The following is an 11,406-nucleotide window of genomic DNA, read 5'->3' as shown; positions in this document are numbered from 1 at the left end:
ATGCCATTCTTCATGACTATGCAGAATTGATTGTGGGAAGGATGGGTATCCCCTATAGGGAGAGGGGAGTATCGGTAATAACGCTGATTGTAGACGGCAACAATGATGAGATCAGTGCACTGACTGGTAAGCTAGGCAGGATATCGGGAGCCTCTGTAAAATCTATGGTGACTAAAAATAATAAATAAAACGGAAGGAAGCGTTAGTTATGAACTTTCTTAAAAAGTATCAAAAGGAATTTGAAGAGTATGATAAGCTAGATTGTGATTTTATTGACGATGATAAGATTTGGGCACAATTAAGCAAGTGGGAAAATCCAACAAAAGAAGATGTGCGACATGTACTGAAAAAAGCAGAGCAATGTGTTCGACTTGAGCCGGAGGAAACTGCCATACTGATTCAGAACAAAGATAAGACCACCATACAAGAAATGTACGAACTAGCCCATCAGTTGAAAGAAGAAGTATACGGAGATCGCATAGTGTTTTTTGCGCCATTATATATAAGTGATGAATGTGCCAATAACTGCCTTTATTGCGGTTTCCGATCCAGCAATACTGCCATGCACCGCAAGACTCTTACAATGGACGAGATTGAGCAGGAAGTTCGAATAATGATTGAAGAAGGACAGAAGAGAACCATTCTGGTTTATGGAGAATCACCTGCCACGAGTATAGATTTTATGTGTGAATCAATTAAGAAGGTTTATAGTGTAAAGACCGAACATGGGGAAATACGACGAGCAAATATTAACTGCGCTCCTCTTACTGTTGATGAATTGAAAAAGCTGAAAAAAGTCGGAATAGGCACATACCAGGTTTTTCAGGAAACTTATCACCATGAAACATACCGAAGAGTTCATCCTCAGGGGACAATTAAAGGCCACTACCGCTGGAGGCTTTATTCTATGGATAGAGCACAGCAGGCAGGTGTAGATGATAATGGCATAGGTGTTTTATTCGGGTTATATGACTGGCGTTTTGAGGTAATGGGGCTCTTGTACCATACCATCCATCTGGAGGAAACCTTCAATGGTGTAGGACCACATACCATTTCTTTCCCTCGTATAACTCCGGCAACAGGTACGCCCTATTCAGAGCATCCTGAATATGCTGTCAGTGATGAAGATTTTAAAAAGCTTGTGGCTATATTGCGCCTTTCTGTTCCTTATACAGGCTTGATTTGTACAGCTCGGGAACCTGAGCATGTGCGTCGAGAGGTGATTCCCTTAGGTGTTTCACAGATTGATGCAGGAACTCGTATAGGTGTGGGAGCTTATTCAAAGTCAAAGAGTGCTAACCAGCTTCCTGATAAGGAGCAATTTTCAATTGGTGACTCAAGGTCTTTAGATTATGTGGTAAAAGAAATATGCGATATGAATTGTATTCCTTCCTTCTGTACTGCATGCTACCGTGCCGGCCGAACGGGAGAGCATTTTATGAAAGTTGCAAAATCCAAGTTTGTACACAATTACTGTATCCCTAATGCCATATTTACTTTGAAGGAGTATCTGTTGGACTATGCTTCAGATGAGACTAGGCAAAAAGGAGAAAATGTTCTAAAAAGGCATATAGAGCAGTTCCGTGGAGAACCGGTTTATAATAAAATACTTGAGAATCTATCAAGAATTGAGAAAGGTGAGCGTGATCTGCGTCTATAGGAGGTTTCTATGAACATAGACTTATCGGATGTAAAAAAAATATCCCAATGGATGGAGTCTGCAGGGAAAAAAGAGCTATCAGATATTATCCGTTTTTATTATGAAAAAGCTTCAGAGAGTGAATATTCTGCACTGCATCAGTTGGCATGTAAGGCGCGGGATATGTACTACCATGGCAGGGTATATTTTCGAGGATTAATTGAAATCTCAAGTTATTGCAGAAATGACTGCTATTACTGCGGGCTCCAAAGGAGCAATTTACACACATCTCGGTACCGCCTTTCAGAAGAGCAAATACTTGGCTGCTGTAAGAAAGGTTATGAAATTGGATTCCGTACTTTTGTGCTGCAAGGTGGTGAAGATGCCTATTATACGGACTTGAGATTGTGCAGAATTATTTTTAAAATCAAGGAAAAATATCCGGATTGTGCGGTGACTCTTTCTGTTGGAGAGAGAAGCAGAGAATCCTATAAGAAATTGTTTGATGCAGGTGCAGACCGTTACCTCCTCCGGCATGAAACAGCTAATGAAGAACATTATAGAAAGCTTCATCCACTGGAAATGAGCTTGGAAAACCGCAAGCGATGCTTATATTATCTTAAGGAAATCGGATTCCAGGTAGGAGCTGGTTTTATGGTGGATTCTCCTTTTCAGAACTATGAGATATTGGCGGAAGATTTCATTTTTCTACGAGAATTGGAGCCCCATATGATCGGTATCGGACCTTTTATCCCACATAAGGATACAAGGTTTGCCGGATATTATCATCCATCTTCCCGACATGCGCTGATTTTGCTGTCTTTAATCAGAATCATGCTACCAAAAACCCTGCTTCCGGCTACCACTGCCCTAGGAACAGTAGATAAGCTTGGACAGAGGAAAGGGTTTGCAGCCGGTGCAAATGTTATAATGCCGAACTTATCACCTTTGGAACATAGAGCTGATTATTCATTATATGATAACAAGCTTTATACTGGATTGGAAGCTTCCGAACATCTGACGGCACTTGCCCGTAATATTGAGTCCATGGGTCTTGTACCAGATTTTTCAAGGGGAGACTATGTGGACTTAAAAAATGCAGGTACATCCCTATCATCAGGAAAAGCATGCGGAAAGGAGAAAAAGTAATGGAAAATATGAATGCAACCCCAATGGCAAACCGCTTTACCATTGGTATTTTCGGCAGAAGAAACGCAGGTAAATCTTCTTTGATAAATGCTTTGACAGGGCAGAATATAGCTGTTACCTCCGAAGTTGCGGGAACCACCACAGATCCAGTTTATAAAGCAATGGAGCTTTTACCCATTGGTCCCGTCGTGTTTATTGATACGGCAGGTTTGGATGATACTGGGGAGCTGGGAAAACTAAGAATTGAAAAAACCTACGAGGTGTTGCGAAAATGTAACCTTGCCCTGGTTGTCATCGATGTTGAATCTGGGATCACCAAGTTTGAAATGGAATTTGTTGAACAGCTTTTAAAGCGAAAAATTCCCTGCGTAAGTGTGCTCAACCAATGTGATAAACGAATGCCTGGCACTGATGAGCTTGAGAAGCTAAGGCAAAACCTTAAAACTCCTCTTGTATGTGCTAGCTGCCGCAGTGGTATGGGAATTGATGATATTAAGAATCAAATAATTATTAATTCAAATAGTGAGGATGCAGAGCCTTCTCTGGTAGCCGATCTTATTCATCCAGGAGACATAGCTGTTTTGGTTACTCCCATTGATAAGTCAGCTCCAAAAGGGCGTTTGATTTTACCGCAGCAGCAGACAATTCGTGATATTATTGATTGTGATGCCATGGCTGTAATTACAAAAGAGAATCAACTGAAAGCAACTCTTCAGAATCTTAGTAAGGCTCCTGCTATTGTGATTACTGATTCTCAGGCTTTTTCGAAGGTATCAAATGACACTCCTCCTGATATTACATTGACATCCTTTTCCATTTTGTTTGCACGGCAGAAGGCTGATTTAGCGGAAATGGTCCGAGGCATTAAGCGTATTGAACTGCTCTCACCGGGAGATAAGATACTTATTGTAGAAGGTTGTACACATCATCGCCAAGAGGATGATATCGGAAGAGTAAAGATTCCTCGCTGGATACGCCAGATTGTAGGCGAAGACATCATTTTTCAATGGGCAAGCGGTGCATGTTTTCCTAAGGATATCTCTGAATATGCAGTTATCGTCCATTGTGGTGGTTGCATGTTAAATCGAAGAGAAATGCAATATCGAATAGAAATGGCTCGTCAGCAGGGAGTATATATCACTAATTATGGTATGCTCATTGCATATGTCATGGGTATTCTGCCTAGAGCCCTTAAACCCTTTCCAAATGCAAGCCTTGCCTTGGAGCAAAACGGTTTGATATAGAAAGACATTATTCACAAAACTATATTTGCAAGTGAAAAGAGAAGCAAAATCATATCAAGTATTTTTGCTTCTCTTTTCTAATATCATAGTTTAGAATGAAGATGATGAAATAATTCCTTATAAAGGTATATTAGGCGGTATATGGTTTTTTATGATATTTCTCCATTGTGTGGATTATTAATTGTTAAGGGGGTAGCAATAAGAGTGTGGGTGAAAAAGTTTATGAAGATAACTGTATTTACTTGCTTAGTCTTCATTTGCTTTAACATAGCGGGCTGTTCTCTGCAAAATAATTTTCAGCAATTAGGGAGAGATAAAGACCATGAGTTTGATCATGGAAGTGGTATACATTTTACTAGTATCTCTGATAAAAAGGTTGTGGACCTTGCTAAACTTTGTAAGGTATGGGGAGTTGTAAAGTATTATCACCCTAAGGTTATAGCTGGAGATATCAATTGGGATTATGAACTTTTTCGTGTTATGCCTTCTATATTAGAAGAAGATGCAGATGTTAATTCAATTCTATACCAGTGGGTCAGCTCTTTCGATAGAGAAGCTGATATTGAAGATATACAGCAGTCATACCAGATTCCCGAGAATTCAATTCAGCTTAGACCATCTACAGATTGGTGCAGAGATGAAAGTTATCTGGGGAAGGATTTGAGCAATGAATTGTGCAGCCTTTTAGACATTCATATTATGGATAGGAGAAATGCATATGTCAGTTTCAAGGATGATTCACCCTATCAATTTATGGAAAATGAAAATCCTTACCCGAATATGAAATTTGATGACACAGGCTACAGGCTGCTAGGTTTATTTCGTTACTGGAACATTATAGAATATTATTATCCTTATAAAGATATAATGGGAGAGAATTGGAATCAAGTACTGTTGGAGTTTATACCAAAGTTTATACATGGATCGGATTATGAATCATATCTGATGACAATAGCAGAATTAACAACCAGAATACATGATTCTCATGTTATGTTATTGGATAAAAGTAGAAATTATATTTCTAGGCGCTTTGGAATATATAGAATTCCTGTAACCTACATAAAAATTGGGGATCAGATAGTTGTAAATAAAGTAATCTCCAAATGCGGACTTGAGCCAGGAGATATTATACTAAAAGTCGGCAATAAAGATATTGATGAGATATTAGAAGAAAGAAGAAAGTACATATCTCAATCCAGAGAGGATACTGGAAGACTTGTTTATTATGATTTATTACGGATTAATGAAAAGAATATAGATGTCTCTGTTATCCGAGATGGAAAGATGCTTGTTGTAAATGTAAAAGGCAGTCAAAGAAATGTTAATTTCAGTGTAGAAACTAAATCACAAGAGATGGAGAATAGGGAAATATACTATATAAATGTTGGGCTATTGAAAAAAGGTGACATTGATAAAATCATGAAAAGATACTGGAATACCAAAGGTTTAATAATTGATCTTAGAAACTATCCATCCACACCAATTGTCTATACATTAGCAGAATATCTGATACCAACTCAAAAAGAATTTATGAGAGTATCAATTCCTAATCCTGCAGTGCCGGGTGAATTTTATTATTCTGTTCCCTTTGTATCAGGTAAACCAAAGGAAGCAAGTAGTGAAACATCAGACAATGATATATACAAGGGCAGATTAGTGATTATAATAGATGAACGGACTATGAGTCAGGGCGAGACTACAGCCATGTCTCTTAGGAATACACCAAACTCAGTTGTTCTCGGAAGGCCTTCGGCAGGAGCAAATGGTAACTATCGTGATTTTTGTCTTCCGGGAGGTATAAAAACAAGAATAAGTGGATTAGGTATATTCTATCCCAATAAAGAAACGATTCAAATAGTGGGGGTGCAACCAGATGTTTATGTGGAGCCTACTATTGAAGGAATCAAGGAGGGCAGAGACGAATTTATAGAGAAGGCTATCGAAATAATTAAAGAAGGTATAGAGTAGATTAGAAATGTTCTTAGTTTAGCAGATTATTGGATATGTATATTATATGGCGGTATTGTAGCCATGTTTGGCATAAAAATAGTTATTAAAGTGGAGGAAGTAACCAGTTGACTGTTTGTATAGGTTATTCTGTTTTCCTTGGGCTTGTATATATGAAGACAGAAAACATATGGGCAATTTCAATATTGGTAATGTGGTAGAATTAAGTGAAAGGTATTCAGGCTAAATTTACAGTTATAAAGCTGGCTTTAGAAGGGGGAGAGTTTTTATGGCTAATACCATCAGTAAAAGAGAAAGAACCATATGGGTTTTATCAATGATCCTTGTAATTATAATATCTATGGTTGCTGTTAACAAATATCAGACTGCCTTAAATATAGCAAATGAAAGAGTTATAGAATTGGAAGCTGATAAAAAAAATTGGATCCAGAGAGAAGCAAATCTTAATTCACAGATTAGGGATCTCATAAAACAGTCAGAGGAATATACCCGGATAATAAGTAACTTTCCAGCGAATAATCCGGATATTATTAATGGTTTGAAACGGCAAGGATTTGATGGTAACATACAGGATATCATAAATGATTTGGTAAAACATGATGAGTTAATTCCCTATAAAGGTGTATTAGGCGGGAAAATGGGTTTCTACTACAAAGAAAGAATACATGTCCTTTCAGATAAATGGGTATATGCATATTTTGAAGATGGACACATCAGTGGATATATGTTGCTTAGTTATAGTATAGATAACAAGGAAATTTCATGGAAAGTGATTGATTCTTATTTATTTTGAGAGTAACAATGCACAACTTGTTTATATTAACTTTACGAAATAAAGGTTTCAAAAGGAGAATATTATGCATGAAAAGAGAGTAAAAGGTATCTTGTCAGCTCAGAATGGGATGAATATAGTAAAAAGAACAAGTGAAACTCATGGGATATTATGTGATGGGTTTTATTCAATACAATCTAGAAAATTATTACATGAAGATTTGGAGGAAGAAAATGCGTATTACATATGAAAACTATAAAAATCTTTCCCTGATATATGTTTATTTGAGAGAGTTTGATGGCACAAAAGTAGATACAATTCAAGGAGCTAATACATTCCTATTGCTTGACAGGAATAACAATTGGATTGGGTTTGAAGTATTAAATAGCTTGCCGGATGGGAGTGAGATAGAATTACCTGGTCTTCCCTATACTTATTTTCCCAAAAGAAAAGAAAGTGTTAAGATGAGTAAGAGAAGAATTTTAGTTCTATTCGATTCAAGTTCTATTGTATTTAATAAAATAGATGCTGACTGTAATATTGACTACAATAAAAACGGCCTTCAGGGTTTTGAGTTTATACTTCCAGATTTTGAAGCTGGCATTGAGATAGCAGAAAGTTTAATACAGAGTTAGCAGGTGATTATATAGAATATAAGACGAAGTTATTAAAGGAGTTGTAATTATGGAGTTTTTAATGGCATTATTGATTTTCCCAGTATTATCATTTATTTTTGGGATAATTGGTCAGATATTGATAAAAAGAGTATATATAGTTGTTGGAATAACTTTATTATGCTGGCTTATTGCTACCTTTACTATATTTAACGATAGTTTTTTGATATGGGTATTTATCTATTCTATATTATCTATGATAGGGGCACTCATAGTGTGTTATGTCAAAAAGCCTAAAAATTAGTGAGTCATATTTCAAAATATATCACATATCAACATAATCTCTAATATATGTAGAGGAGAAAAGATAATGAAGAAGAAAAAAATATTATCTATAATTGGAATCATATTAGGACTTATTTTAGTAATTGGAATAGTCGGCACTTGCTATTACACTGGAATAGCTGTTTTCAGTAACTCTATGCAATTGGTGGACAATGATAGCACAAGTTTTGAAAAGGCCAAGGCTTATTTCAAAAAGATTAGCTTTGATTTAGAAGATTTCAACTCCAAATATAAAATTGAGACAGTACAGATAGAATCCACATTAGATGGACATACTATCCCTGCTGATTATATTACTGTGGATGGTAATAAAGATAAAGATACCATTATAATGGTTCACGGTTTAGGCGGAAGCCGATGGACAAACTATCCAATAGCTAGTATGTTTTTGGAAAATGGATATAATGTGATTTCATATGATCAACGAAGCTCAGGGGAAAACACAGCACCATATACTACATTTGGTTACTTGGAAAGCTATGATTTAGGTGATTGTGTATCATGTTTGATAGATAATATTAGTCCAGACAAAAAAATAGGGATATGGGGAACTTCATTTGGAGGAGCAACTGCAGGAATATACCTTAGTTCAGAACAGGCAAATCAGTATGTTGATTTTGCAATTCTGGACTGTCCTATAAGTAATATGAGTTATATGCTTTCTACAGAGATGGAAGGAATGAATACTGGAATACCTATAGATTTTTTGATGTCTATGGGAAATATCACTACCAAGATTAAACTAGGATTTTCCTATGAAGATGCAAATGTCTGTAAACATGTGGAGAAAACAAAAGTCCCCTTATTAGTTATAAATACAAAGATAGACGAAGTAACACCATATTTTATGGGTGTAGATATATTTAATTCCGTTACCCATGACAACAAAAAGATATTTACAGTTGAAGATAGCGCGCACGCAGATATATATTTTGATTATCCAGATGAATATGAAAGAAATATATTAGAGTTTATAGAAGAAATTGCTACCGATAGATAAGGATAAAGATGTAGAATTAGTAATGAGTTCTATATATACATAGTGAAGTGTGGAAAGCAAATATAAATTATTTAAAATTGAGAGCGAAGGGAGAGATATTTAATGAGGATGAAATATTTGAAGCAGCAAATGCTTCTCCCTGTGGAAGAGTACATCATCAACAAAACTGTAAACATTCAAGGAACAGAAGTTTTGTTATTGAGCTTTACTATTGAAAAGGAAAAGAACAGCCTATGGTTATTGTACGAAAATAATGAGTTAAATGAGGATAGTTTTGATGAGGAATATCCCGAGGAACTCAGTGTCGAAAAGGAAGAATTCACTACCAACAGGGAGGAATTTCTTCATCACATAAAGGAGAGTCATAGACAAAAGCATTTTCATATAAAGGATATGGAAATACAAGGTAATATCATCAGGTTCGGCTCATCAACCAGCAGCCCCATCTATGACAGAAATATAGAAGGAAAAATGCATTTGCAGCACTTTGTGGAGAAAGGATTGATTTCTGAAGAATGGGATGAGAAGAGATTAGAGAATCTGGTGATTGCCAGATATGACCAGATGGAAGATGAAGAGTTTCCCGGAATAGATAAGACAAAGGAATTGTCTGTGGTTCTGAGGATTGATAGAGATATTAGGGAAGTAGCCATTCAACATCCATTTGTTGTGAAGTTTGGCAAACAGGATATTGGGACAAAAGTTACCTATTATGATGAGGCTCTTGAGAAAGAGAGCTATTTCTTTATTGATGAGATATATTCCTACGATCCTTATGAAGACATCTTGGAGAAATCAAAGCAGATAGAAGATCCTGAAGAAAGGGAGAATGCAATAAAGAATATAACTAAGGCTTTGGAGACTGTATGTCCTAAAGGCAAAAACCTTGCTGTAATAAAGTACGAGACAGAAGACAAAACACAGTTTAGATTTGTGATGAAGGATTATCTGGAAGCAAAACCTGTACATAGTTGTTCTTCTATAGGATTCATATGCAAAAATGATGAAATAGGAATCAATGGATATAAACAAAAGGAATGCGTTATGCAGTCCATAGACAAGGATTTTAATGGTGAACTGGAGATTGAACTGTTTTCCAAATATGTGGAGATACCCGAAGAAACGGTTTACTAATAATATACGATAAATGGAGGACTTGATTTATGAAAAGGCGAGATCTGATATTGGCTTTGCTTGTAGTTATGCTATGGGGTGGAAATTTCACTGTTATAAAGCTGGGGCTTTCCGGTGTACCCCCTATGCTTTTGGCTGCATTGAGGTATGTTTTTGCAGTATTTCCGGCTATATTCTTTGTGAAGAAACCATCCATACAATGGAAATATATAATTGCTTACGGAATGGCTGTTGGAGTAGGTCAGTTTTCTTGCTTGTTCTATGCAATGGATATAGGCATGCCAGCAGGGATTTCTTCTATAGTATTACAGTCCCAGGCTTTCTTGACACCCTTATTCGCTGCAATACTGTTAAAGGAGTCTATAAAAGGAAGCCAGATAATAGGTCTTACAGTAGCCGGTATTGGGCTTTGCCTTATTGGGGGGATTATAGGGGATAGCGGATTATCCTCGGTTCCTTTTGGAGCATTTTTATTGACACTCATTGCGGCTTCTTTCTGGGCTATATCAAACATAATACTTAGATATGCTAAAAATGAAGCAGAAGCTCAGGAAAAGACATTGGATATGATGGGTATGGTTGTATGGTCAAGTCTTGTGCCTCCTATTCCCCTCATAGGTATAGCTTTATTGCTGGATTCACCGGAAATTTTGATGAACTCATTCAGTAACATTAACTTCATTTCTGTATTTTCGGTGCTCTATCTGGCTCTTTGTGCGACATTGTTTGGGTACGGTGTATGGAGCAGCTTGATGGGCAAGTATCCTGCTGCTAAGGTGGCGCCACTGTCTCTGCTGGTTCCCATAACAGGTCTCATTGTGTCCCAGATTGTTTTAAAGGAGCAACTTACCAGCATGCAGTGGATCGGAGGCATTGTAATAATCCTGGGACTTTTGATAACTAACTTTGGTTTTGTCCCTATAATGACCATATTTAAATCCAAAGATGTCTGATTTATATGTAGAATAAATGATTTATGACAATATAAAAGTGAGAGGGGAATTAATATGAATTTTACTATAAGACCTGTGGAAATGAGAGATGCTAGGGGGATAAATGAATTTCGCCGCATGCCGGGGGTATTTGAGAATACGCTGGGCTTGCCATCTGAAAGATTGAATAGAAGTGAAGATTTTATAGCGAACCTGGATAGAAATTCACATCTATTTGTTGCTGTTGTTAAAGATGATTCAGGAGAAGAAAAAGTAATAGGCTGCGCAGGGCTGACTGTATTTCCTAATCCTCGTATGAGGCATTCTGGAAGCATCGGTATTATGGTGCATAAAGATTATCAGAACCAGGGTGTTGGTTTGGCTTTAATGAGTACCCTGCTTGATATAGCTGATAACTGGCTTATGCTGGTGAGGGTAGAACTAGGTGTATATGCAGACAATGCAAGGGCAATTCATCTGTACGAAAAGTTTGGATTCAAAAAAGAGGGCATTAAGAGGAAGGCTGCCATAAGAAATGGAGAATATATTGATGAGATGATGATGGCAAGGATAAAAGGACAATGATATGTAGTTTAAAAAATTTTGGAG

The 11,406-nt window shown here is 36.9% G+C and carries 12 protein-coding genes; all 12 read left to right on the top strand.

Annotated features, from left to right (window positions below; all coding sequences use genetic code 11):
• The coding region (locus tag ACESM9_RS11610; protein WP_372998633.1) for a TM1266 family iron-only hydrogenase system putative regulator at positions 1 to 188 on the top strand (188 nt) is incomplete at its 5' end.
• 20 nt (positions 189 to 208) lie between these two features.
• Entirely contained in the window at positions 209 to 1,660 is a 1,452-nt protein-coding gene (gene hydG / locus ACESM9_RS11605) for a [FeFe] hydrogenase H-cluster radical SAM maturase HydG (RefSeq protein ID WP_372998630.1), read from the top strand.
• Positions 1,661 to 1,669: 9 nt separating this feature from the next.
• Positions 1,670 to 2,788, top strand: a complete 1,119-nt coding sequence (hydE, locus tag ACESM9_RS11600; RefSeq protein ID WP_372998627.1) for a [FeFe] hydrogenase H-cluster radical SAM maturase HydE — start codon at positions 1,670 to 1,672, stop codon at positions 2,786 to 2,788.
• An 8-nt stretch (positions 2,789 to 2,796) separates the two neighbouring features.
• Positions 2,797 to 4,032 carry a [FeFe] hydrogenase H-cluster maturation GTPase HydF gene (gene hydF / locus ACESM9_RS11595; protein WP_372998636.1) on the top strand — a complete coding sequence of 412 codons (1,236 nt, stop codon included), beginning with the start codon at positions 2,797 to 2,799 and terminating at the stop codon, positions 4,030 to 4,032.
• Between the two features lie 222 nt (positions 4,033 to 4,254).
• On the top strand, positions 4,255 to 6,000 hold the full coding sequence (locus ACESM9_RS11590) for a S41 family peptidase (protein WP_372998624.1): 1,746 nt from the start codon (positions 4,255 to 4,257) through the stop codon (positions 5,998 to 6,000).
• 268 nt (positions 6,001 to 6,268) lie between these two features.
• Positions 6,269 to 6,793 carry a hypothetical protein gene (locus ACESM9_RS11585; protein ID WP_372998621.1) on the top strand — a complete coding sequence of 175 codons (525 nt, stop codon included), beginning with the start codon at positions 6,269 to 6,271 and terminating at the stop codon, positions 6,791 to 6,793.
• Between the two features lie 212 nt (positions 6,794 to 7,005).
• Entirely contained in the window at positions 7,006 to 7,407 is a 402-nt protein-coding gene (locus ACESM9_RS11580) for a hypothetical protein (RefSeq protein WP_372998618.1), read from the top strand.
• A gap of 49 nt (positions 7,408 to 7,456) precedes the next feature.
• Complete coding sequence (locus ACESM9_RS11575) at positions 7,457 to 7,690, top strand: DUF2651 family protein (RefSeq protein WP_372998615.1); 234 nt, start codon at positions 7,457 to 7,459, stop codon at positions 7,688 to 7,690.
• A gap of 66 nt (positions 7,691 to 7,756) precedes the next feature.
• Positions 7,757 to 8,731 carry an alpha/beta hydrolase gene (locus ACESM9_RS11570; protein WP_372998612.1) on the top strand — a complete coding sequence of 325 codons (975 nt, stop codon included), beginning with the start codon at positions 7,757 to 7,759 and terminating at the stop codon, positions 8,729 to 8,731.
• A gap of 102 nt (positions 8,732 to 8,833) precedes the next feature.
• Positions 8,834 to 9,865 (top strand): hypothetical protein, encoded by a 1,032-nt coding sequence (locus ACESM9_RS11565; RefSeq protein WP_372998609.1) that lies wholly within the window; start codon positions 8,834 to 8,836, stop codon positions 9,863 to 9,865.
• A gap of 29 nt (positions 9,866 to 9,894) precedes the next feature.
• The gene (locus tag ACESM9_RS11560) at positions 9,895 to 10,818 is read left to right on the top strand and encodes an EamA family transporter (protein WP_372998606.1); all 924 of its coding nucleotides are present in this window, start codon (positions 9,895 to 9,897) and stop codon (positions 10,816 to 10,818) included.
• Positions 10,819 to 10,872: 54 nt separating this feature from the next.
• Complete coding sequence (locus ACESM9_RS11555; protein ID WP_372998602.1) at positions 10,873 to 11,382, top strand: GNAT family N-acetyltransferase; 510 nt, start codon at positions 10,873 to 10,875, stop codon at positions 11,380 to 11,382.
• Positions 11,383 to 11,406 lie beyond the last annotated feature (24 nt).

This window comes from Lutispora sp. (genome assembly GCF_041687175.1).
In the GTDB taxonomy this organism is placed as follows: domain Bacteria; phylum Bacillota; class Clostridia; order Lutisporales; family Lutisporaceae; genus Lutispora.
Note: the sequence above shows the minus strand (reverse complement) of the source record. Positions and strands in the feature narration are given on the sequence as shown.

Coding starts and splice junctions, on each gene's coding strand:
- hydG (WP_372998630.1), top strand. CDS start 209: ATGAACTTTCTTAAAAAGTATCAAAAGGAATTTGAAGAGTATGATAAG.
- hydE (WP_372998627.1), top strand. CDS start 1,670: ATGAACATAGACTTATCGGATGTAAAAAAAATATCCCAATGGATGGAG.
- hydF (WP_372998636.1), top strand. CDS start 2,797: ATGAATGCAACCCCAATGGCAAACCGCTTTACCATTGGTATTTTCGGC.
- ACESM9_RS11590 (WP_372998624.1), top strand. CDS start 4,255: ATGAAGATAACTGTATTTACTTGCTTAGTCTTCATTTGCTTTAACATA.
- ACESM9_RS11585 (WP_372998621.1), top strand. CDS start 6,269: ATGGCTAATACCATCAGTAAAAGAGAAAGAACCATATGGGTTTTATCA.
- ACESM9_RS11580 (WP_372998618.1), top strand. CDS start 7,006: ATGCGTATTACATATGAAAACTATAAAAATCTTTCCCTGATATATGTT.
- ACESM9_RS11575 (WP_372998615.1), top strand. CDS start 7,457: ATGGAGTTTTTAATGGCATTATTGATTTTCCCAGTATTATCATTTATT.
- ACESM9_RS11570 (WP_372998612.1), top strand. CDS start 7,757: ATGAAGAAGAAAAAAATATTATCTATAATTGGAATCATATTAGGACTT.
- ACESM9_RS11565 (WP_372998609.1), top strand. CDS start 8,834: ATGAGGATGAAATATTTGAAGCAGCAAATGCTTCTCCCTGTGGAAGAG.
- ACESM9_RS11560 (WP_372998606.1), top strand. CDS start 9,895: ATGAAAAGGCGAGATCTGATATTGGCTTTGCTTGTAGTTATGCTATGG.
- ACESM9_RS11555 (WP_372998602.1), top strand. CDS start 10,873: ATGAATTTTACTATAAGACCTGTGGAAATGAGAGATGCTAGGGGGATA.